General features: G+C 70.9%; 14 protein-coding genes. 4 read left to right on the top strand and 10 right to left on the bottom strand.

Annotated elements, in window-relative coordinates; translation table 11 throughout:
- Positions 1–12: 12 nt before the first annotated feature.
- The 3 genes from CP983_RS12235 to CP983_RS12245 all read right to left on the bottom strand — a co-directional run bounded on the left by CP983_RS12235 (position 13) and on the right by CP983_RS12245 (position 4,626).
- The gene (locus tag CP983_RS12235) at positions 13–1,305 is read right to left on the bottom strand and encodes a M50 family metallopeptidase (RefSeq protein ID WP_176579152.1); all 1,293 of its coding nucleotides are present in this window, start codon (positions 1,303–1,305) and stop codon (positions 13–15) included.
- A gap of 8 nt (positions 1,306–1,313) precedes the next feature.
- Entirely contained in the window at positions 1,314–2,570 is a 1,257-nt protein-coding gene (gene dxr, locus CP983_RS12240; protein ID WP_107902286.1) for a 1-deoxy-D-xylulose-5-phosphate reductoisomerase, read from the bottom strand.
- Between the two features lie 121 nt (positions 2,571–2,691).
- Positions 2,692–4,626 carry an acyl-CoA dehydrogenase family protein gene (locus CP983_RS12245; RefSeq protein ID WP_150499610.1) on the bottom strand — a complete coding sequence of 645 codons (1,935 nt, stop codon included), beginning with the start codon at positions 4,624–4,626 and terminating at the stop codon, positions 2,692–2,694.
- Between the two features lie 353 nt (positions 4,627–4,979).
- On the opposite strand from CP983_RS12245, the gene CP983_RS12250 reads away from it, so the two are divergent.
- From CP983_RS12250 to CP983_RS12260, 3 genes are all read left to right on the top strand, one after another.
- A complete protein-coding gene (locus tag CP983_RS12250) occupies positions 4,980–6,032 on the top strand; it encodes a LacI family DNA-binding transcriptional regulator (RefSeq protein WP_107902290.1) in 1,053 nt (350 codons plus the stop codon).
- 209 nt (positions 6,033–6,241) lie between these two features.
- Complete coding sequence (locus CP983_RS12255; protein ID WP_373309899.1) at positions 6,242–8,272, top strand: glycoside hydrolase family 31 protein; 2,031 nt, start codon at positions 6,242–6,244, stop codon at positions 8,270–8,272.
- A gap of 48 nt (positions 8,273–8,320) precedes the next feature.
- The gene (locus CP983_RS12260) at positions 8,321–9,508 is read left to right on the top strand and encodes a sulfotransferase family protein (protein WP_150499612.1); all 1,188 of its coding nucleotides are present in this window, start codon (positions 8,321–8,323) and stop codon (positions 9,506–9,508) included.
- Between the two features lie 35 nt (positions 9,509–9,543).
- On the opposite strand, the gene CP983_RS12265 is transcribed toward CP983_RS12260, so the two are convergent.
- Genes CP983_RS12265 through CP983_RS12295 form a run of 7 tightly spaced genes read right to left on the bottom strand, consistent with a single transcriptional unit; the run spans position 9,544 to position 20,429 of the window.
- Complete coding sequence (locus CP983_RS12265) at positions 9,544–10,260, bottom strand: glycoside hydrolase family 12 protein (protein ID WP_167537691.1); 717 nt, start codon at positions 10,258–10,260, stop codon at positions 9,544–9,546.
- A gap of 50 nt (positions 10,261–10,310) precedes the next feature.
- A complete protein-coding gene (locus CP983_RS12270; protein ID WP_150499614.1) occupies positions 10,311–12,536 on the bottom strand; it encodes a glycosyl hydrolase family 95 catalytic domain-containing protein in 2,226 nt (741 codons plus the stop codon).
- Positions 12,533–14,512 carry a beta-galactosidase gene (locus CP983_RS12275; RefSeq protein ID WP_150499615.1) on the bottom strand — a complete coding sequence of 660 codons (1,980 nt, stop codon included), beginning with the start codon at positions 14,510–14,512 and terminating at the stop codon, positions 12,533–12,535. The genes CP983_RS12270 and CP983_RS12275 overlap by 4 nt, the downstream gene beginning before the upstream one ends.
- On the bottom strand, positions 14,512–16,686 hold the full coding sequence (locus tag CP983_RS12280) for a sialidase family protein (protein ID WP_150499616.1): 2,175 nt from the start codon (positions 16,684–16,686) through the stop codon (positions 14,512–14,514). Before CP983_RS12280 ends, CP983_RS12275 begins: the two co-directional genes overlap by 1 nt.
- Before the next feature lie 43 nt (positions 16,687–16,729).
- Positions 16,730–17,665, bottom strand: coding sequence for a carbohydrate ABC transporter permease (locus CP983_RS12285; RefSeq protein ID WP_125526029.1), 936 nt, complete (start codon positions 17,663–17,665; stop codon positions 16,730–16,732).
- Complete coding sequence (locus CP983_RS12290; RefSeq protein ID WP_150499617.1) at positions 17,662–18,705, bottom strand: ABC transporter permease; 1,044 nt, start codon at positions 18,703–18,705, stop codon at positions 17,662–17,664. The genes CP983_RS12285 and CP983_RS12290 overlap by 4 nt, the downstream gene beginning before the upstream one ends.
- A 26-nt stretch (positions 18,706–18,731) precedes the next feature.
- Positions 18,732–20,429 carry an extracellular solute-binding protein gene (locus CP983_RS12295; RefSeq protein ID WP_150499618.1) on the bottom strand — a complete coding sequence of 566 codons (1,698 nt, stop codon included), beginning with the start codon at positions 20,427–20,429 and terminating at the stop codon, positions 18,732–18,734.
- 177 nt (positions 20,430–20,606) lie between these two features.
- Between CP983_RS12295 and CP983_RS12305 the strand changes: the two genes are divergently transcribed.
- Positions 20,607–23,444, top strand: coding sequence for a glycoside hydrolase family 3 C-terminal domain-containing protein (locus CP983_RS12305; protein ID WP_150499619.1), 2,838 nt, complete (start codon positions 20,607–20,609; stop codon positions 23,442–23,444).
- Positions 23,445–23,503 lie beyond the last annotated feature (59 nt).

Here is a 23,503-nt window from a genome sequence, read left to right on the forward strand (position 1 = left end):
AACGCTGTGTGACTAGGAGATTCTGACCGGGTTAACGAGGTCCGCGACCAGCACCAGCAAGGTGAAGCAGACGAAGATTCCGGCGACGACGTAGGCGACCGGCATCAGCTTGGCCACGTCGAACGGACCCGGGTCCGGCCGGCGCAGCACCCTGGCCAGGTTGCGGCGCAGCGACTCCCACAGGGCGCCCGCGATGTGGCCGCCGTCGAGCGGCAGCAGCGGGAGCATGTTGAACAGGAACAGCGAGAGGTTGAAGCCGGCCAGCAGGAAGACGAACGTCGCCAGCTGCTGCGAGGCCGGGATGTCGAGCGTCGCGATCTCGCCGCTGACCCTCGCCGCGCCGACGATGCCCATCGGGGAGTCGGGTTCGCGCGGGCCGTCGCCGAACGCGGCGTCCCACAGGGCGGGGATCTTGGAGGGCAGGGCGACGAGGGAGTCGACGGCCTCGCCGACCCGGTCGGTCATCCAGGACACGGACTCGCCGAAGTCCTGTTTGACGACGCCGGTGGCCGAGCTGAAGCCGAGGAAGCCCGCCTTGACGTACTCGCCCTCGACGTAAGCCCCGGCCGCGTCCTTCTTGACGACCCGGTTGGTGGCGATCGTCGCCTGCAGGGTCACCTGCTCGCCGCCCCGGTCGACGACGATCGGCACCTGCTTGCCGGCGCTGTCGCGGATGAGGTCGGAGAGGGTGTTCCAGTCCTCGGTGCGCACCCCGCCGAAGGCGACGATCTTGTCGCCGGCCTTCATGCCCGCCGCCGCGGCCGGCGACTCGGGGTCGGACGCCTTGCACTCGTCACGCTTCTCGGTCTGGGCGATGACGCACGGGGAGACCGAGCTCACGGTGGTGGTCTGCTGCTGGATGCCGAAGCCCATCAGCACGGTGAGGAACAGTCCGAAGGCGAGGACCAGGTTCATGAACGGGCCCGCGAACATCACGATGACCCGCTTCCACGGCTTGCGCGTGTAGAAGAGGCGGGACTCGTCGCCGGGCTGGAGCTCCTCGAACGCGGCCGAGCGGGCGTCCTCGATCATGCCGCGCCAGGGCGAGGTGGAGCGGGCCTCCAGGCGGCCGTCGGGGCCGGGCGGGAACATGCCGATCATGCGGATGTAGCCGCCGAAGGGGATCGCCTTGACGCCGTACTCGGTGTCGCCCTTCTTCCGCGACCAGAGGGTCGGGCCGAAGCCGACCATGTACTGCGGCACCCGGATGCCGAACATCTTGGCCGTGGACAGGTGGCCCAGCTCGTGCCACGCGATCGAGGCCAGCAGCCCGACGGCGAACAGCACTATGCCGAGGATGAACATCAGGGTCGTCATGCACGGGCCTCCGCCGTGTGTGCCGCCAGTTCCCGGGCCCGCTCACGGGCCCAGCTCTCCGCTTCGAGGACGTCCGCGACGGTCAGCGAAGTTCCCGAGCGCGGGGTGCCGTGCTCCTCCACCACCCGCGTCACGGTCTCGATGATCCCGTTGAACGGCAGTGCGCCGGACCGGAAGGCCTCCACGCACTCCTCGTTGGCCGCATTGAACACCGCGGGAGCCGTGCCCGCGAGCTTCCCCACGTGGCGCGCCAGGCCGACCGAGGGGAACGCGTCGTTGTCGAGCGGGAAGAACTCCCAGGTCGACGCCTTGCTCCAGTCGAAGGTGGGCGCGGCGTCCGGGATGCGCTCGGGCCAGCCCAGGCCGATGGCGATGGGCCCGCGCATGTCAGGGGGCGTCGCCTGGGCGATCGTGGATCCGTCGGTGAACTCAACCATCGAGTGAACATACGACTGGGGATGCACGACCACCTCAATGCGGTCGAAGGAAATGTCGTAGAGCAGGTGCGCCTCGATGACCTCCAGGCCCTTGTTGACCAGGGTCGCGGAGTTGATCGTGATCACCGGGCCCATGGCCCAGGTGGGGTGGGCGAGGGCGTCCTCGACGGTCACGTTCGCGAGCTCGGCCTTGGTGCGGCCACGGAAGGGGCCGCCGGAGGCGGTCACCACCAGCTTGCGCACGTCCGCGCGGGTGCCGGACGCCAGCGCCTGGAACAGGGCGGCGTGCTCGGAGTCGACCGGGATGATCTGCCCGGGCTTGGCGAGCGCCTTGACCAGCGGGCCGCCGACGATGAGCGACTCCTTGTTGGCGAGCGCGAGGGTGCGGCCCGCCTCCAGGGCGGCGAGGGTGGGCGCGAGGCCGATGGAGCCGGTGATGCCGTTCAGGACGGTGTGGCAGTCGGAGGCGGCGACCTGTGTGGCCGCGTCCGGTCCGGCGAGGATCTCGGGGAGCGGCTCGCCCGTGCCGTACTGGGCCGTCAGTGCCTCGCGCAGCGCCGGCACGACGTCCTCGCGGGCGACCGCGACGGTCCGCGCCTTCAGCCGGTACGCCTGCTCGGCGAGGAGGGCGACCCGGCCGCCGTTGGCGGACAGGGCGGTGACCCGGAACCGGTCGGGGTTGCGCAGCACGAGGTCGATGGCCTGGGTGCCGATCGAGCCGGTGGAGCCGAGGATCACCACGTCCTTGGGGCCGTCGCCCGCCACGGGGTCGTAGACGAGATGCGGGTCGGCGAGTGGGGCTGGACTGTCGCTCATCCCCCCATTGTGGCCGCAAGGACCGACGGGGAGGACAGGGCGTCCCCGTCCGGCAGGTAACAGGATGGTGAGGGGTCGCCGCCGACAGTGAGTTGTGTGCGGCGACCCCTCACCGTGACGGTCACCGGATCGGGCGGTGCACGTTCTCCCGCTCGCTCGGGCCCGGGGTCGCGTCCGCGATCCACACACCGCCGTCGTCCGAGGGGTCGACGATGCCCGATTCCAGCCACTCGTAGGTGCCTGCCATGACTCCCTTGACCACCTTGCGGTCGAGGTCGTCGGTGTTGGACCACAGCCGGCCGAAGAGCTCCTCGACGCGCAGCCGGGACTGCCGGCAGAAGGCGTCGGCGAGCTGGTAGGCCTCGCGGCCGTGCTCGCCCCGGGCCCGCAGGTGCTCGGCGCGGACGCAGGCGGCGCTCATGGCGAACAGTTCGGCGCCGATGTCGACGACCCGGCCCAGGAAGCCCTGCTTGGTCTCCATGCGGCCCTGCCAGCGTGACATGCCGTAGAAGGTGGACCGGGCCAGCTTGCGGGAGGTGCGTTCGACGTAGCGCAGGTGCGGGGAGAGGTCGACGCCGCGTTTGAACTCGCCGTACGTGTACGGCAGTTGTCCCTGTCCGGCGACCAGCTTCGGCAGCCACTTGGCGTAGAAGACGCCGGCGCTCGCGCCCGCCTTGGCCTTGTCCTGGAGGGACTTGTCGGGGTCGATGAGGTCACCGGCGACCGAGAGGTGGGCGTCGACGGCCTCGCGGGCGATCAGGAGGTGCATGATCTCCGTCGAGCCCTCGAAGATGCGGTTGATCCGCAGGTCGCGCAGGACCTGCTCGGCGGGGACGCCGCGCTCGCCGCGCGCCCTGAGCGAGTCGGCCGTCTCGAAGCCCCGGCCGCCGCGGATCTGGATGAGCTCGTCGGCCATGAGCCAGGCCATCTCGGAGGCGTACAGCTTGGCGAGGGCGCCTTCGATGCGGATGTCGTTGCGGTCCTCGTCGGCCATCTGCGAAGCGAGGTCGGTGACGGCCTCCAGCGCGAAGGTGGTGGCCGCGATGAAGGAGATCTTGGCGCCGACGGCCTCGTGCTGGGCGAGCGGCTTGCCCCACTGCTCGCGTGCCGCCGACCACTCGCGGGCGATCTTCAGGCACCACTTGCCGGCCGCGACGCAGGACGCGGGCAGCGACAGCCGTCCGGTGTTCAGCGTGGTGAGCGCGATCTTCAGGCCGGCGCCCTCGGGACCGACGCGGTTGGCGGCGGGGACGCGGACCTGGTGGAAGCGGGTGACGCCGTTCTCGATGCCGCGCAGGCCCATGAAGGCGTTGCGGTTCTCGACGGTGATGCCGGGCGAGTTGCTCTCCACGACGAAGGCGGTGATGCCGCCCTTGTGTCCCTCGGACTTCGGCACCCGCGCCATGACGACGAGGAGGTCGGCGACCACGCCGTTGGTCGTCCACAGCTTCACGCCGTCGAGGACGTAGTCGTCACCGTCGGGTACGGCGGAGGTGGCGAGACGGGCCGGGTCGGAGCCGACGTCGGGCTCGGTCAGCAGGAAGGCGCTGATGTCGGTGCGGGCGCAGCGCGGCAGGAACCGTTCCTTCTGCTCCGGGGTGCCGAACAGCTTCAGCGGCTGCGGTACGCCGATCGACTGATGGGCGGAGAGCAGGACACCGATCGCCGGGCTGGCGGAGCCGGCCAGGGTGAGGGCCTTGTTGTAGTAGACCTGGGTGAGGCCGAGCCCGCCGTACTTGGTGTCGATCTTCATGCCGAAGGCGCCGAGTTCCTTGAGGCCGTCGATCACCTCGTCGGGGATGCGGGCCTCGCGTTCGATGAGGGCGCCGTCGACCTTCGTCTCGATGAAGTCGCGCAGTTTGGCGAGGAACTCCTCGCCGCGCTGGGTGGCCTCGTCGGTGGGCATCGGGTGGGGGTGGATGAGGTCCAGGCGGAAGCGGCCGAGGAAGAGCTCCTTGGCGAAACTGGGCTTGCGCCAGTCCTGTTGCCTTGCCTCCTCCGCCACTTGGCGTGCCTCACGCTCAGTGACAGTGGGCTTCGTGGGTGCTGCGGACATGAGGCTCACCTCGCCGCGAATCGGGATCTTGGGCCGTTTGGTTACCGACGGGTGCTACCCGATCGTATGTACCCGATTACAGGCGCGCCCACCACCCCGCGCGCGACCGTTCGGCCGATGTCTGCGGATCGGGGGCCGGTCTTCGCGCGGACCGTACGCTGGAACCCCGGCCGCGAACCCCGCCGGGCGGCTTGCGCCGAACGGGTGCTCGCACCGCCTCAGAAAAATTGTCGAAGCGCTTCGACAACCTATGGACACCCACGCGCGCCAGAGTTAGTGTCGAACCACCCTCACACCTGACCCTGTTCCTGTCGCGCACTGTCGAAGCGCTTCACACAAGCTTGGAGAGCTGGATGGTCACCCTCGCCGAGGTCGCCCAGCACGCCGGAGTCTCGGCGAGCACGGTGAGCTATGTCCTCAGCGGCAAGCGGTCCATCTCCGCGAACACCCGGCAGCGGGTCGAGCAGAGCATCCGTGAGCTCGGCTACCACCCGAACGCGGGTGCCCGTGCCCTGGCCAGCAGCCGGTCGAACATCATCGCGCTGATGATCCCGCTGCGCACCGACATGTACGTGCCGGTGATGATGGAGATCGCCATCGCCGTGGCCACCACGGCCCGCACGCACGGCTACGACGTCCTGCTGCTGACCGGCGAGGAGGGCCCCGACGCCGTGCGCCGGGTCACCGGCAGCGGGCTCGCGGACGCGATGATCCTGATGGACGTCGAGCTGGACGACGAGCGGCTGCCGCTGCTGCGCGATGGGGGCGCCCCCGCTCGAGCGAAGCCGAGAGTGGGGGACCACCAGCCGTCCGTGCTGATCGGGCTGCCCGCCGACACCGCCGGGCTGACCTGCGTCGACCTCGACTTCAAGGCGACCGGGGCGCTGTGCGTGGAGCATCTGGCGAAGCTGGGGCACCGCGACATCGCTGTCATAGGAGAGGCCCCGGCGGTCTACGAGCGGCACACGGGTTTCGCCGAGCGCACGCTGGACGGACTCCGGCTGCGTTCGCAGGAGTTGGGGATGCGGCTGCTGCACCGGCCGTGCGAGGGCGGCTACGACGCCATGGCCGTCACCCTCGCCCGGATCTTCGACGAGCGCCCGAGCACCACGGGGTTCGTCGTGCAGAACGAGTCGGCCGTCGAGCCGCTGCTCGCCCTGCTGCGCCAGCAGGGCCGCGCCGTACCGGAGGACGTGTCGGTCGTCGCGATCTGCCCCGACCAGGTCGCCACACAGGCCTCGGTGCGGCTGACGTCGGTCTCCATCCCCGCGCAGGAGATGGGCCGGCATGCCGTGCGGCAGCTGGTCGCCAAGCTGGACGGGCACGGCAGCGACGAAGTCGTGCTGATCGCACCCGAGTTGACGGTCCGGGCGAGCACGGGTCCGGCACCGTCCGCGACCCACTGATCACCGCACGCTCCGCCGCCCGCCGCCCGCCGCCCGCAGATCATCCGCACCCCCCGCCACGCACCGGTCATCGCACGCCTGCGACGGACCGGTCACCTCACGCCCGCCACGCACCGATCACCGCACCACCGTGCCCCCGCCCGGGCACCGCCATGCCTGCACCCGCCTCCCTCCCCTGGAGCGCTCACGTGAATCAGCTCGCCGAAGACATGTCCCAGCCGGGCGCGGTCAGCCTCGCGCAGTCGTCGCCGACCGTCGGCACGTTCCGTGAGCGGGACGGTGCGCTGGAGTGGAGCGGCCGGCAGGAGACCGTCCGCGTCGAGCCGTGGGGGCCGGACGCGGTCCGGGTGCGTGCCCGGCTCGGTGGTCCGATCCTCGACGGGCTGCCGGGTGCGCTGCTCGACGAACCGCCGGCCACGGAGAGCTCGGTCAAGATCGGTGACGGGGAGGCGCAGCTGACCGTGGGCGCCCTGACCGTCCACGTCGACGCCGAGGGCCTGATCCGTTTCCTGCGCACCGAGGACTCCGCCGAGCTCCTCGCGGAGGCCCGCGCCCACTTCTGGTGGCCGGGCCCGCGTCTGTACACCGCCGTCGGCAACGGCCATCACCGCCTGGAGCAGCGGTTCGCAGCCTACGACGACGAGCGGCTGTACGGCCTCGGCCAGCACCAGCACGGCCGGTTCGACCAGAAGGGCCTGGTCCTGGACCTGGTGCAGCGCAACGCCGAGGTCGGCATCCCGGTGCTCGCCTCCAGCCGGGGCTACACCCTGCTGTGGAACAACCCGGCGATCGGCCGCGTGGAGCTCGCGCACAACGGCACCCGCTGGGTCGCCGACTCCGCCCGGCAGATCGACTACTGGATCACCGCGGGCTCCCCGGCCGACGGCCAGCGCCGCTACAGCGCGGCGACGGGCCGTACGCCGATGCTGCCGGAGTGGGCGGCGGGCTTCTGGCAGTGCAAGCTGCGCTACCGCACGCAGGACGAACTCCTCGGTGTGGCGAGGGAGTACAAGCGCCGGGGTCTGCCCGTCTCGGCGATCGTGTGCGACTTCTTCCACTGGACGCACCTGGGCGACTGGAAGTTCGACCCGGCCGAGTGGCCCGACCCGGCGGCCATGGTCCGCGAACTGGAAGAGCTGGGCATCAAGCTGGTCGTGTCCGTGTGGCCTTCGGTGTCGCCGCTGAGCGAGAACCATCCCCTGATGGAGCAGCGCGGCTACTTCATCGGCACCCAGTACGGCCCCATGGCGCACGCCGACTGGCCCGACAAGGAGGTCGCCTCCACCGTCCAGATCGCCTTCTACGACGCCACGAACCCCGAGGCCCGGGAGTTCGTGTGGTCGAGGATCAAGGAGAACTACCTCGACCCGTACGGCATCACGGCCTTCTGGCTGGACGCCTGCGAGCCCGAGCTCAAGCCCGGTTTCCCGGAGAACCTGCGCTACTGGGCGGGCCCCGGCTTGGAGGTCGGCAACAGCTACCCGGCCGAGAACTCCCGCACCTTCTACGAGGGGCTCCGCGCGTCCGGCGAGGAGGAGATCGTCACCCTCAACCGCTCGGCGTGGGCGGGCAGCCAGCGCTACGGCGCCGCCCTGTGGTCCGGTGACATCGGCACCGACTTCCCGACCCTGCGCCGCCAGATCGCGGCCGGCCTGAACACCGCGATGTCCGGCATCCCGTGGTGGAACACGGACATCGGCGGCTTCCACGGCGGCGACCCGGACGACCCCGCCTACCGCGAGGTCATGATCCGCTGGTTCCAGTTCGGCGCCCTGTCCCCGCTGATGCGTCTGCACGGCTTCCGCGACCCGGGCATGCCGCTGGGCCCCGAGATGACCGGCGGCCCGAACGAGGTGTGGTCCTACGGCGAGCAGGCCCGCCCGATCCTGGAGGCGTACCTGCGGCTGCGCGAGCGCCTGAAGCCGTACGTCCTCGACGTCATGCGCGAGGCCCACGAGGAGGGCCTGCCGGTGATGCGGCCGCTGTTCCTGGAGTTCCCCGCGGACAAGCCGTGCTGGCAGGTCTCGGATGCCTATCTGCTCGGCGCGGACCTGCTGGTGGCACCGGTCCTGGAGCCGGGCGCGACGGCCCGGACGACGTACCTTCCGGCCGGGGCACGGTGGACGGACGCCTGGACCGGGGAGGCTTACGAGGGCGGACGGGCCGTCACCGTCGACGCCCCGCTGGACCGCATCCCGCTGTTCCTGCGGGACGGGGCACGGCTGCCGATCAAGGAGTAGCCCAACTGCCCATCTTGTAAGGCAAGTTAGGCGCGATAGGGTCGCCCCGTGTCCACGCCTCCCCTGGCTCTCGCCCTGGCCAATCAGCTGCTGCGGCCGGCGTTCCGTTCCCGGCGCAGTCCCGACCGGATCTTCGACCGGATCGTCGTGGAGACGGGAGAGGCGAAGGGGGACGGACAGTTCGTCGACGACTTCCGGGCGCTGCTGGGCTGGTGGGCGAAGGCCGACAACCTCACGCCGGTCGGCTGGCAGTCCGCGCAGGTCTTCGTGCGCCGGCATCTCGCCAACCGGGCCAGGATCCGGAGGCTGATCGCCGAGCATCCGGAGATCGAGCGGGAGCCGATCGAGAAGCCGGTGTTCGTGGTGGGCCTGCCGCGCACCGCGACCACGGTCACGCACGCCGTGCTGGCGCTGTCGGCCGAGCACCGCGGCCCGCTGCTGTGGGAACTGCTCTCCCCCGACCTGGAGTTGCCGCCCCGCGAGCGCCGCAGGGCGATCACGGCCGGGCGCCGGATGGTCCAGGGCACCCACCTGTTCACGCCGCGCTTCCGCGACATCCACCCGATGGCGGCCGAGGGCCCGGAGGAGTGCACCTTCGCCCTGCCGCACGCCCTGATGCCGCTGTCGCAGGCACTGATCCCCGAGTACACGGCGTGGTACCGCGAGCGGGACTTCACCGACGACTACCGGTATCTCAAGCAGGTGTTCCAGGTCCTCCAGTACGGCCGTCCGCGCCGCCGCTGGGTGCTGAAGTCCCCGCTGCACCTGGGCAACCTGGACGCGCTGCACCGGGTGTTCCCGGACGCCACGCTCGTGTGGTGCCACCGTGACCCGGTCACCGCCGTGGCCTCGTTCTGCAGCCTGATCGAGCACGGCATGACCGTCAGCACCCGCCCGCTCGACCTGCACGGCATCGGCGCGACCTGGTTCGGCCTGCTCTCTCGTGCCGTTCGCCGCGGGCTCGCGGCCCGTGCCGCACTCCCCCGCGAGGCGGTCGTGGACGCCCCGTACTCCTGGCTCGGCGCCGAGCCGGCCGTCGGTGCGCCCAAGCTCTACGACGCGGTCGGCGCACCATGGACGCAAGCGGAGGCCGCCCGGCTCGCCGGCGTGGTCGCCCGGCCGAAGGGCACCCGCCCGCACCGCTACGACCTGGCCCGTTACGGCCTGGACCGCGACGAGGTCGAGGCCGCCTTCGCGGACTACAACGCGCTGCGGGCCGAGGTCGACCCCGCCTGAGGCGGGACGTGGGCCGGCCCCGGCCGCGTGAGACGTCAGCTGCTGCTGACGGTCAGATTGTTGGTGACGAAGTCCAGGCCGCCCGACGACGAGGTGATCTCGTAGCCGAACTGGACGTCACCGATGGTCTCGGAGCTGGACATCCAGCCCTTGGTGCCCGAGATCCAGGTCAGGATCGGCTTGATGTTGACGCTCCCGGAGCTGGAGTCGGAGGTCCGCAGGAACGAGAACACCTCGTTGGCCCCGTTGCTGCCCTTGTAGACGGTCCAGGTATGGCCGCCGAGGGTGACATTGCCCTGCGAGGTGCCGAGCGGGCCGACGGCGCCGTTGTAGTTGACCCAGAGCATGATCTCGTAGTCGTAGTCGGTGTCCCAGATGTCGTACGACGTGTTGTACGCGCCGGACGACGGGACGGTGACGTTGTAGTTGCTGGTGAGCGAGCCGAGGGAGGCGATCGTCTTGTTGATCACCTTCTTGGAGTTCGGGTAGGACTTGATGCCGCCGGTGTTGGGATGGTTCGCCCAGACGCCCCAGTTGGTGCCGGAGTTGGCCCAGACGCACTGGCTGCCGGCGCCGGAGCCCCAGATGTTGTTGTAGAGCGTGTAGCCGTTGAGGCTGGTGTTGCCCCACTGGTCGCAGGAGTTCCAGACGGCGGCCGAGGCGGGGGCGGAGGCGAGGCCGACGGTGGCGCCGAGGGCCATCGCCGGGGCCAGCACGACCGTGGCGATCTTGCGCAGTGTGCTCCTTGCCATGGTGTCCCTTTCCATGGGTGGGGGGGAGTTGCCTTGGAATTGCGGGGAGGTCACCACGCCCCGAGGCTGAGGACGTGGTCTTCTCCGGCGACGAGATCGAGCGGACGCGCGGCGCGATCGCCGTCGCCGGGGGAAGTCCGGAGTTCGATGCGCAGGGTGCGGGTCGGCATGAGGACGGCCGTGGCCCCGTCCGGGCCCCAGCTCAGATCGAGCCGCGCCCCGAACCGGGTGCGGATGCCGCTGAGCCGCCCCCGTGGGCAGGTCCGCGGGACCGCGGGCAGCAGGACCAGCCGGTCCGGGGTCGACTGCACGAGCATCTCGATCAGTACGGCGGGCAGCGTGTGCGCGGCGTCCGCGTTGTAGACGTCGCGGCGCGGATAGTGGGCGCTCATCAGGGAGGCGTGGAAGAAGTCACCGCCGAGGACCTGGTCGAGGGCGTGGGCGACGCGCTCTCCGTCCCCGAGCCGGGCCGCGATCAGGGCGTGGTGCAGGTGGCCGTGCGCGGAGTCGTTCTCGGCGCCGCGCAGTTCCAGGGCACGCCGGGCGGCCGCCGCGAGGCCGGGGGTGTCGTACGGGGTGATCTCGTCGAGCGGCCAGACGCCGTAGAGGTGGCTGAGGTGGCGGTGGTCGTAGCTGTCCTCCAGGCCGGGCCCGGCCCATTCCGCGAGGGCGCCGTCGGCGTTGATCCGGTGCGGTGGGAGGCGGTCGGCGAGGGTGCGCCAGCGGTCGGCCTCGGGGGTGCCCTGGTGGTAGCGGGCCGCCGTGCGCAGGGCGTGCCGGGCCGCCGAGAGGTCCATGGCGGCGTTGACGCTGCCCCAGCTCGCGTTGGCCGGGCGGTTCTCCGGCGAGTAGGAGGGGACGACGACGAGACGGCCGTCCTCGTCGGTGCGGGTGAGGAAGTCCTCGTAGAACAGGGCGACTTCGGCGAGTAGGGCCGCGGTGCGCGGGTCGCGCTCGCCCCAGGTCTCGTCGTGGTCGACGAGGGGCTTGAGGAGCCAGTCGGCGCCCGCGGTCCACAGGTGCAGGGGGTACTCGCGGCTGAAGTGGTAGACGTGCCCGGACTCGCCGTCGGTGTGGGCGGGCGCCACGACGCCCCGGGCGCCGAAGATCGCGCGCGCGTTGTCGCGCCAGTGGTCGACCTGCCCGTGCACGAGGGCGGCGTGGGCCTCGGTGACCTCCGGGAGCGCGGCGGCCGCGGCCGAGGAGGTCTGGAGGTTGAGGTTGGCGTCGGCGGTGAAGGCGCCCGACCACGCCGTGTTCCAGTCGCCGGTCCACAGGCCGGTGAGGCGCGGCGGCAGCATGCCGGAGGCGGACAGCAGGTGGTAGCGGCCGGCCGCGAAGAGGCGCTCCAGGAGGGCGGCGCTCTTCGGACGGCGGACCAGCTCCGAGCCGGGCAGGGCCCTTTCGGTGTCGTCCGCGTCGAGGTCGAGGCCGGCACGGAGATAGGCGGGGCGGTGCAGGGCCCGGTGGCGGCCGAGGAGAACGGTGTACGGGTCCTGGTCGGCGTCCTCGGGCAGGAGCGCGCGCAGCTCACGTGCCTCGGCGAGGACGTCCAGCTCACCGGCGTGGCGCCGGACCCGGGTGAGGAGGAGCAGGGCGCCGGCGTTCTCGATCCGGATGCCGGGCAGTGAGGTGCGGGTGCGACCGCCGGTGACGACGGCGAGGGTGACGCCCGTGTAGGCGCGATCGCCGCCGGGATACCGGACCCGGAGGGTGAGGAGTGCGCCTTCGGGGGTGAGGACGGTGCCGTGTCCGACGGCCAGGTTGCCCGGCGCGCCCGGGAGTTGGTGGTCGAGGGTCACTTCTGCGGTGAGGCCGGGCTCGGTGACGCGGTGGACGATGACGTCGTCGGCGCGGGAGACGAAGGTCTCGCTCTGCCAGGCGCCCCGTACGGCCGTGCAGACGCCGGTGGTGAAGTCGACCTCGCGGCGGTGGTCCTCGCGCACCTCGGTGGCCGAGCGGTTCAGCCGTATCTGGAAGGCGGGGTGGAAGGGCTGCACCCACTGGAGTTCCCGCCCGTCGGTGAAGGTCTCGGCGGCGGTGACGTCACCGGCCAGCAACCGGTCCTGGAGCAGCGGGAGTTCGTCGGCGAGGGCGGGCGGTCGGGCGTGTTCGCCGCCGTTGGGGCGGACCAGGCTGTGATGGTTGACGACGACCCGGTCGACGTTCGGATCACCGAACACCATGATGCCGTGCCGGCCGTTCCCGCTCAGGAAGGCGTCCTCCCAGCGGGCGGCGGGAGCCGGCTCCCAGGTGCCGTGCGTGGGTCCGTTCATGAGGCGGCCTCCAGCACGGCGACCCCGTAGCGACCGAGTTCGACCGTGCCGGTGACCTCGGCGCCGGTCAGCAGGTCTCGATGGCGGCCCGGCACCGGCACGGTGACGCGCTCGCGCCCGTGCTGGAGCAGGAACAGCAGCCCGCCCCGCCGTACCGCCTCCACCCCGGCCGGAAGCCCGGCGAGGGTCGGCCGTACGCCCGCCTCGGCTGCGATCTCGGTGAGCAGCGCGCGCAGGGCGTGCGGCTCGGGGAGGGTGGAGAGGTACCGGGCGCGGCCCTTGCGCAGGATGGCCGGGAGCCCGTCCAGCTCGCCGCCCTTGTAAGGGGTGACGGCGTCGACGTCGTCCGCCGCCTCGATCTCCTCGGACCACAGGGTGCCGCGGAATCCGTCGGCGTCCACCGTCTCCCCCGCGTCCAGCGGCCACCACTCGTGCAGGACGCGGATGCCGAACAGGTCGCGCAGCCGGGCGTCCATGCCGCCTTCGCGGACCCGGTCGTCCTCGTCGGCGACGCCGGTCTGGAAGCCGGCGACCAGGGTGCCGCCTTGGTGCACGTAGGTGACGAGGTTGTCGACGGCCGCGTCCGTCATCAGGTACAGCTGCGGTACGACGACCAGCCGGTAGCCGGACAGGTCGTGCTCGGGGTGCGCGAAGTCGGCGACGGTGTGCCCCTCCCACAGGGCGCGGTGCCAGGCGCGGACGACCTGCGCCTGGTCGACCTCGCGGGAGAGCCGTCCGTCCTGCTCGGCCGCCCACCAGGAGTTCCAGTCGAGGAGTACGGCGACCTCGGCGGCCTCGACCCGGGTGTCCGCCACCTTGCCGCTCAGCAGGGCGAGTTCGGTACCGATCCGCTTGACCTCCTGGAAGGTGCGGCCCCGCTCGCCGGCGTGGCCGACCATCCCGGAGTGGAACTTCTCCGAGCCCTGCCGGGACTGGCGCCACTGGAAGTAGCAGACGGCGTCGGCGCCGCGGGCCACCGCCTGGAGGGACCAGAGCCGGTTGAGTCCCGCGGGCTTGGGGTGGTTGACCCCGCGCCAGTTGACCGGTCCGGCGGCCTGCTCCATCACAGCCCAGGGGCCGCCCCGGGCCTGCGAGCGGGTCATGTCGTGCACCAGTGCTCCGTACTGCCCGCCGAACGGGTCCCTCGGATCCGGGTAGACGTCGATGGAGACGACGTCCTCCTGCCCGGCCCACCGCCAGGCGTCCAGACCCTGCCACAGCGCCATGAAGTTGGTGGTCACCGGGGTGTGCGGGGAGTGCCGGGCCACGATGTCCCGTTCGGCGAGGTAGCACTCCAGCAGGGCGTCGGAGGTGAAGCGCCGGAAGTCCAGAACCTGGGTGGGGTTCTTCATGTAGTGCGCCCTGCGCGGCGGCAGGACCTCGTGCCAGTCGCCGTAGCCCTGGCTCCAGAAGGCCGTTCCCCAGGCCCGGTTGAGGGCGTCCAGCGTGCCGTATCTGGCCTGCAGCCAGCCTCGGAAGGCGTCCTCGGCCTCGTCGCCGTAGTCGTAGGTGCAGTACTCGTTGTTGATGTGCCACAGCCGCAGCGCGGGGTGGCCGCCGTAGCGGGCGGCGAGGTCCTCGGTGATGGCGGCGGCGTAGCGGCGGTAGGTCGCGCTGGAGTGGGAGAAGTGCTGGCGGGAGCCCCACCACTCGGTCCGGCCGTCCTCGTCGCGCGGGAGGGTCTCGGGGTGCAGGCGGCCCATCCAGGGCGGCGGTGAGGAGGTCGGGGTGGCGAGGACGACGCCGATGCCGTTCTCGTGCATCAGGTCCATCAGCCGGTCCAGCCACTCGAACTCCCGCGCGCCCGGCCGGGGTTCGAGCTTCGCCCAGGAGAAGACGCCGAGGGTGACCGAGTTGACCCCGGCCTCCTTCATCAGCCGGACGTCCTCGTGCCAGGTCTCCTCGGGCCACTGCTCGGGGTTGTAGTCGCCGCCGAAGAGGAGGCGGCCGCGGGTGGCGTCGCTCAGGTCCGGCATCAGGCGGGCTCCCCGTACTGCACGCCCCGCCCGTTGGTGGCGAGGTAGACACGGCCGTGGATCCGCGGGTCGCCGGTGACGGCGGTGCCGGTCCAGCCCCACTGGTGCCGGTCGTCGTTGATCCGCACCCAGGTCCTCGCCTCGTCGTCGGAGCGGTAGACGGCAGTGATGGCCTCGGTCGAGCCGACCAGGTAGACAGCCGGATAGGAGGCGCCCCTGGCGGCCCTGCCGAAGCCGAGGGTGTACGAGGCCCAACAGCTTGAGACCTTGGTGAAGGTCGCGCCGCCGTCGATGGAGCGGTGGAGCCCGTTCCACTTGAGGCTCAGCCACAGGTCGCCGGACCTGCCGGGCGCCACGGCCAGCTGGAACTCCCTGTCGCCCGAACTGAGCCCGCCGGACCGCGCGGCGAAGGTCAGTCCGCCGTCGGTGCTGGCGTGGAGGGTGCCGGTCGCGGTGTCGAAGGCGTAGAAGACGGACGGGTCGACCGGGTCCGCGACCGGGGCGGCCCCCTTCGGGAAGGTGGCGACCTCGGACCAGGTGGCGCCGTTGTCGGCGGAGCGCCGCGCCGCATACGGAGTGCCGTCCCAGTGCACGAACGACCACAGCAGCACGCTGCCGTCGGCGTTGGCGGCGATCGGCCCGGGCGCGTCCTTGGCGATGGCGGGCTGCGCGGGGAAGGGCGCCCAGGTCCGCCCGCCGTCTTCGGAGTACGCACCGTTGCCGTGGTCGCCCCATCCCGCACGGACGACGTACGACGGCCTGGCCGCGGCCTGCGCGAGCCCCGTGGCGGTCCCGAAAACAGGGTTGGCGGCCATGCCGCGCGCCGGCGACGCGGTGAGCGACTCGTGGTACATCACGCCGATGTCTCCGTTGCCGCTGATCAGATGCGCCTTCCCGGCCGGCGGCGAGATCAGCTGACGGACCGACGTCTCCTCCAGGCCGCGGATCTGCGGGGCCCAGTGCCTGAGGTCCCGGGTGCCGTAGAGGGTCGCGCCCGTGCCGTACACGAGGTGCCGGGAGTCGTACGGGTCGAGGGCGACCGCCTGGATCCACCAGCCGAACTTGGGCTCGTCCTCACCCCACTTCAGGTAGGGCGTCTCGGAGACGTCGAGGACGGCCGTGTCCTTCAGGGACGTCCAGCTGCGACCGCCGTCGGTGGTCCGGTACAGGGTGTCGACGGCGGCCCAGCGGTTGTTGGTGGAGACGACGACGGTGCCGGGGCGGCGGGCGTCGACGGCGACCCCGCCGTACCCGAAGGTGTCGGTGCCGCCCGGCTTCACCGGGGTGACCTCGGTCCACCCGCCGTCCGTCGTGCGCAGCCTGTGCACACTGCCGTCCGCCTGCCCGTTGGGCCCGGGCGCGTCGGCATACGTCACGTACAGCTCACGGGTGTGGCGGTCGTACGCGGCGCGGACCGGGACCTTGGCGGCGGCACCGGTGGGCCGGCCGGGGACGGGCTCCCAGGTCGTGCCGTCCGACGTGCGGTAGAGGTTGGGGCTGTCCACCGTGCCGTCGGAGTCGCCCCATCCGGCGTACACGGCACGGCCGGCGGCAACGAGGAAGGTGACGCCCTGACCGGTGCCGCTCGGGTCGGCGGGGAACTCCGCTGCCCGCCAACTCGCGCCTCTGTCGGTCGACTTGAGCAGTCCCTCGTGCCGGGTGCCGAGCCACAGCGTGTCACTGTCCCGGGGATCGACGAGCAGCCGCTCCCCACAGCCACGCCCGTCCTCGTTGGCCCCGAGCTTCACGGCGAGATCGGTGCGCTGCCAGGTGTTCCCGCGGTCCTCGGAGCGCAGCACGGCTCCGTTGCCGGCCCAGGGCTGGGCGTAGGTGCCGAGCGCGAGGTACAGCCGGTCGGGGTGCTGCGGATCGACGGCCATCGCCTCCACCCCGAGCAGATTCCAGTCGTCCCACCCGATGTGATCGGTCAACGGCACCCACCGCTCGCCCCGTTCGTCCCAGCGGTAGGCGCCCCCGATGTCGGTACGGGCGTAGGCGAGTCCGCGAACGGAGGGGTGGAAGAGCACGCCGGTGACGAATCCGGTACCACCCATGACGACGGTGCGCCAGCGGTAGGCGGAGGCGGCGGCCAGGGCGCGCCCGGACAGAAGGGGGACGCTGGTGAGCGCGGCCACGGCAGCGGTGCCGGCAAGGACGGTTCTCCTGCTAGGCATGACATACCTCGTTCTTACGAATGGGGGAGGGTGCGGGCGCCTGCTAACCCTTGACCGCGCCGGTGAGCATGCCCTTCTTGAAGTGCTTCTGGACAAAGGGAGAAAGCACGGCAACTGGCAGCAACGCCATCACCATCACGGCCATCTGCACGGCCAGCCCCGACAGCTGCCCCGTCTTGATGGCCTGTCCAAGGCCGACCGGCGCCTCCTGCTTCTGCACGAGCTGGATCATGACGTTCTGGAGCGGCATCATGTCCTGGTCGTTCAGGTACAGCGAGGCGTTGAACCAGGCGCTCCAGTACCCCACCGCGTAGAACAGCGTGATCACCGCGATGACGGCCCGCGACAACGGCATGACGATCTGCCAGAGGATCCGCAGATCCCCGGCACCGTCGATGCGCGCACTGTCGATGAGCTCCTGCGAGATCCCCATGAAGAACCCGCGCAGCACCAGGATGTTGAACACGCTCACCGCACTCGGCAGGATCAGCGCGAGATAGGAGTCCGTCAGCCCGAGGGTCTGCACCAGCAGATACGTCGGGATGAGCCCGGCGCTGAAGAACATCGTCGCCAGCAGGGTCAGCAGGATCCAGCGGTGACCCAGCGACCCGGTCCGCGACAGCCCGTACGCGCACAGCACGGACACGGCCATCGAGAACAGCGTGCCGACGAGGGTGACCAGGACGCTGATGACGGCCGCGCGTGTGACCTGCCCGCCGCTCAGCAGCTCCTTGTAGGCGATGAAAGTGATGTCCTTCGGCACCATCACCAGACCGCCGGCCTCGTCGATCGTCTTCCTCGACGACAGGCTCGTCACGACGACGATCCACAGCGGGAAGAGGATCCCGAGGCAGGCCAGCGTCAGCGCGAGCCCCTTGCCCGCGAGGCCGGCCCTGGAGGGCTCCTCCTCCCAGCCGGGCCGGGGCGGCGCCGCCCAACGGCCGGGCCCGCGCACCGTCTTGTCGATCACGGCGGTCACTTCTTGTACACCCCCTGCTCGCCCATGAGATGGGCCACCTTGTTCGCGGCGAGGACCAGTCCGAGGCTGACGACGCCCTTGACCAGGCCGGCGGCGGCCGCGTAGCCGAAGTCCTGGTTGCGCACTCCGTTCCACCACACGAAGGTGTCGAGGACCTCCGCGGCGCCCGGTCCGACCATGTCCCTTTGCAGCAGGATCTGTTCGAAGCCGACGGTGAGCGCGTCGCCGACGCGCAGCACCAGCAGCAGGGCGATCACCGGGCGCAGCGCGGGAAGCGTGACGTGCCACATCCGGCGCCAGCGGTTCGCGCCGTCCATCGCGGCGGCCTCGTAGAGGTCGGGCGGCACCGAGGCGAGCGCGGCGAGGAAGACGATGATCCCCCAGCCGGCGTCCTTCCACACGCTCTGCGCGGTGATGAGCAGCGGGAACGTACTCGGGTCGGTCATGAAGTCGAGGCCGTCGTAGCCGTGTTGCCGCAGCAGCTGGGAGAAGATCCCGGCGCCGCCGAACAGTTGCTGGAAGACGGCGATGACCAGCACCCAGGAGAAGAAGTGCGGCAGATAGAGGATCGCCTGCGAGACCGCCCGTATCCGGGGTCTGACCACGCTGTTGATGAGCAGGGCGAGCAGGACCGGGATCGGGAAGAACAGCACGAGCTGGAGGAAGAACAGGATCAGCGTGTTCTGGACGGCGTTCCAGAAGGCCGAGTCCTCGAAGATCCGCTGGAAGTTCTCCATGCCCACGAAGGGGCTGTTCAGGATGGAGACGACGCCGTTGTCGCTGATGTAGGGGTCGTAGTCCTGGAAGGCGACGACGTTGCCGAGGATCGGTACGTAGTTGAAGAGCAGGACCAGCACGACGGCCGGCAGGGTCATCAGGAGCAGTACCCGGTCGCGCCGGAATCTGACCTTCAGGCCCAGCTTCCCCGACCGGCCGCTCCCCGGGGGACCGGTGGCGTCGCCGGACACCACCGGGGTCTCCTCCCGCGGGGTCTTGGTCTTCGCCTCGGTCCTGCTCCGAGGCACCGTGCTGTGCGACACGGCCTTCTCCTTGCCTCGGACCCGGATCAGTTGGCCGCGCTGCCGTTCTCGTCGAGGATCTTCTTGTACCAGTCGCGGAGCTTGTCGCCGCCCTTGCTCTTCCAGTCGGAGACGGCCTGCTGCATGTCGCCGATCTTCTTGCGGCCGCGGACGATGTCGTCCTCCAGCTGCTCGAAGTCGTTGGAGAGGTTGGTGTAGCGGGCGGGCTCGGTGATCTGCATGCCCCAGAACGACGACTTCTTGGTGAGCGCGCCCATCCGCTGCTGCCACTCGACCTGCGCCTTGGCGATGTCCGGGAAGTCGGGGTGGGCGAGGGTGGAGGCGGGGCTCGCGACCATGACGTAGGCGTTGAGGACCTCGTTGTTGCCCTGGTCGGTCTTGACCGGGACGCCGTCCTTGAGGGTGTAGTGGGTGCCCTCCACGCCGTAGTTGGTCAGCATGTACTCCTTGGTGCCGTACGGCGCCGCCGTCACGTTGGCGACGGCCAGCGCGTCGCGGACCACGGCCTCGGAGGCGTTCTTGTTGATGAACGCGAAGATGCCGGCGGGCTGTGCGGCCCACGGGGTGGGGCCGCTGCCGCCGGCGCCGAAGATGTCCATGCCGGAGACCTTGAAGTCCGGGTTCTGGGTGGCCTGGGAGGCGGTGAGGCCGTACCAGCTGGAGATGTCGTTGTTGTAGATCAGGAACTCACCGGCGGCGAACTTGGTCGACGGGTCGGTGGCCTGGCTCTTGCCGAGCTTGAAGTCGGGGTGGACGACGCCGGCCGCGAACAGCTTGCGCGTCCACTCCAGCGCCTCCAGGTACTCCTCGGTCTCGATGCGGTAGACCAGCTTGCCGTCGACGAGGTTCCAGCCGAGCGGCTTCTCCGAACCGGACAGCACACCGAAGGAGTTGAAGGCGGTCCACTTCATGTCGCCGCAGGCCCACACCTTGGCCTTGGCGTTGGTGATGTCCTTCGCCAGCGCCAGGAACTCGTCGGTGGAGGCGGGGACCTGGTACCCCTCCTTCTCGAAGACGTCCTGACGGTAGAGGGGCACGATGTTGGTGACGTACGACGCCGGCATCGGCAGTCCGCGCAGCGCGCCGCCGAATATGGAGCGCTGCCAGGCGTCCGTCGGGATCGCCGCGAGGTTGGGGTACTCCTTGACCTCGTCCCCGGAGAGGTAGGGGCCGAGGTCGGCGAACTTGCTGATGATGGCGCTGGGTATCTTGCCGCCCATGTTCCAGCCGGGGACAACGACGATGTCGGGTACGTCGCTGGAGGCGAGAACCGCGCCGAGCTTCTGGTCGTAGGTGTTGCCGTCCTGGTTCTGCCACCGGACGTCGACGCCGGTCAGGTCGTTCATCGCCGTGTAGTAGGGGTTGTTCCCCTTCGGCGGGGAGCCCCAGAACGGCGACATGACGGTGACCTTGCCGCCCTTGCCGAGCTTCTTCGCGACCGACGTCTTCAGGTCCGCGATGTCCAGCTTGCCGGTGAAGCCGTTCGAGGAGCCGTTCTTCGACGGGATGTCCGGCGTCACCACGCTGCCGGCCACGTACGTCGGAAGGATCTTCTTCGCGTCCTTGCCCGAGGTGGTCCCCTCACGCGAACCGCTGTCCGAACCGCCGCAGGCGGCGAGCAGCGGCATGCCGCCGGCCACCGCCGCGGTGGCGACCGCCGTGGAGGCGAGGAAGCTTCTCCGGCTCGGTCCGGAGGAGGCGGAGGAGGCGGCTTTCGGCGTCATTGCGTCAACCCCACTGTCGAAGCGCTTCGATGTTGCAGCGAGGTTAAGTGAACGCCCAGGGGTGCACAAGAGTCGCTTCCAAGATTCCTCTAGGCGTCTTGACACCCACCCTCCGGTCGAAAGAGCATCGAAGCGCTTCGAAAGCGCCGAGCCGATCCATCGCAAGGGGATCCCCACGTGACCGCACACACCCCGCACACGCCGCCTTTCCGCGATCGGCGACTGCCGTTCGCGAAGCGCATCGACGACCTTCTGTCGCGGCTCACGCTCGACGAGAAGATCGGATTCCTGCACCAGTTCACGCCCGCGGTCGAGCGCCTGGGCATCGCGGCCTTCCGCACCGGCCAGGAGGCGCTGCACGGTGTGGCGTGGATGGGCCCGGCCACCGTCTTCCCGCAGGCGGTGGGCCTCGGCGCGACCTGGAACACGGACCTCGTACAACGGATCGGCGAGGCCGTCTCCAAGGAGACCCGCGCCATGCGCGCCCGCGACGACCGCGTCGGCCTCAACGTCTGGTCCCCCACCGTCAACCTGCTGCGCCACCCCCTGTGGGGGCGTGGCGAGGAGGGCTACTCCGAGGATCCCGGCCTCACCTCCGCCATCGCCACCGCGTACACCCGCGGCCTGCGCGGCGACCATCCGACGTACTGGCGCACCGCGCCGGTGCTGAAGCACTGGCTGGCGCACAACAACGAGACGGGCCGCGACGTCACGTCCTCCTCGGTCCGCCCGCGCGTGCTCAACGAGTACGACCTGCGCGCCTTCCGCGCGACGGTCGAGGCGGGCGCCACGGCCGGGGTGATGCCGGCGTACAACCTGGTCAACGGCCGCCCCAACCATGTCTCGCCGTACTTGCGGGAGCACCTGCGCACCTGGACCGATCAGGACCTGCTGGTCTGCTCGGACGCGGGCGCGCCCTCCAACCTGGTCGACTCCGAGCACTACTTCGACACCCACGAGGAGGCCACGGCCGCGGCCCTGCTGGCCGGCGTCGACAGCTTCACCGACCACGGCACCGACAGCTCGCCGATCACCGCCCGGGTCCGCGGTGCCCTGGACCGGGGCCTGCTGACCGAGGCGGACCTCGACACGGCCGTCCGCCGTCAGCTCTCGGTCCGCTTCCGGCTCGGCGAGTTCGACCCCGAGTACGACCCGTACGCGCTCACCGGGGACTTCGATACCCCGGCGCACCGGGCCCTCGCCCAGGACGCCGCCGAGCAGGCGGTCGTGCTGCTGAAGAACAGCGCGGGCCTGCTGCCGCTCGCGCCCGACACCCGCCTCGCGGTGGTCGGCCTGCTCGCCGACGAGTGCAAGCTCGACTGGTACAGCGGCACGCTCATCCACCGCTCGACCCCGCTGGAGGGCATCTACGAGCGGTTCGGCGCGCAGCGCGTGGAGTTCGCGGAGGGCGTCGACCGCGTCCTGCTGAGGACCTCGGCCGGCGCCTTCCTGCACGTCCCCGAGGCGGACGCCGGCGACGAGGTGCGCGGCGCCGGGGGCGCGCTCGACCCGGCGCTGCTGGCGGGCCGCACCGACCTGCCGGCGCTGACCGCCGGCCCGGCCGGCACCGAACTCGCGCTGGTGGACTGGGGCGAGGGCGTGCTGACCCTGCGCGCGCCCGACGGGCGTTATCTCTCGGTCGCCGAGGACGGCCGGGTCCGCGCCTCCGCCGACCAGCCTGGCGGCTGGGTCGTCCAGGAGACGTTCCGCCTGGAACCGCACGCGAACGGACACCTCCTGAGGCACATCGGCACGGGTCACCACGTCTCAGTCGCCGCCGACGGGGTGCGGGTTGCCGAGGCCGGCCCGGAAGTCTTCGAGCTGATCGTGGTCGAGCGCGGCGAGGACGCGGTGGCCAGGGTCGCCGCGCAGGCCGACGTGGTCCTGGTCGTCGCGGGCAACGACCCGCACATCAACGGCCGCGAGACCGAGGACCGTACGACGCTCGCCCTCCCCGCCCATCAGGAGCGCCTGCTGCGCGCCGCCCGCGCCGCCAACCCGAGCACGGTCCTGGCGCTGGTGTCGGCGTACCCGTACGCGGTCGACCCCGCCGAACTCCCGGCGGTGCTCTGGACCTCCCACGGCGGCCAGGCGGCCGGCACCGCCCTGGCCCGGGTGCTGGCGGGCGACGTCTCCCCCGCCGGCCGTCTCCCGCAGACCTGGTACGCCGACGACGCCGACCTGCCGGACCTCCTCGACTACGACGTGATCGGCGGCCGCCAGACCTATCTGTACTTCGAGGGGACCCCGCTGTTCCCGTTCGGCCACGGCCTGTCGTACGCATCGTTCTCCTACGCCGGCCTCGCCACCCGCACGGCGGACGGCTCGCTGCACGTCACCTTCGCGGTCACGAACACCGGCGACATGACGGCCGACGAGGTGGCCCAGGTCTACTTCCGTGCCGTGGATCCGACGGTGCCACGCCCGCGCCGCGAGCTCCTTGCGCACGGCAGGGTGCGCCTGGAGCCGGGCGAGCGCAGGGAGCTGGCCTTCGAAGTCCCCTTGTCCGCCTTCGACTTCTGGGACGTGGCGCGGGACGGCTGGCGCCGCGAGCCGGGTGCGTACGAGGTGCTGGCCGGCGCCTCCAGCGAGGACGTCCGGCTGCGGACGACGGTGGTCCTGGACGGGGAGCCCGCGGCCCCGCGCCCCGTCCTCCGACGGGGCCTGCCGGCGGCCGACTTCGACGAGCAGAGCGGCGTCGCGATCGTCGACCGCACGAAGAGCTCGGGCGACGCGGTGACGGCGGCCGAGGGCGGCTCCGGTGAACTGCTGTACCGGGACTGCGACTTCGGCGACGGTGTCACCGAGGTGACGGTGACCGTGGCGGGCGAGGGCACGGTCGAGGTGTCGCCGGCCGGCGGCGCGGTGTCGGCCGTACTGACGTCGAAGGCGGCCGGGTCAGACCCGTACGACTACCGGACGCTCACCGCCCGGATCGTCACCGAGGGCGTCCGCGACGTCCGTATCGGACTGCGCGGCCCGCTGCGGCTCGCGCACGTCGGCTTCTCCGGTTGAGGGTCCGGACCAGGCCGACGCACGGAAGGGCCCGGCACCGGAAGGCATCGGTGCCGGGC

The sequence above is a fragment of the Streptomyces chartreusis genome (genome assembly GCF_008704715.1).
Classification (GTDB): Bacteria; Actinomycetota; Actinomycetes; order Streptomycetales; family Streptomycetaceae; genus Streptomyces; species Streptomyces chartreusis.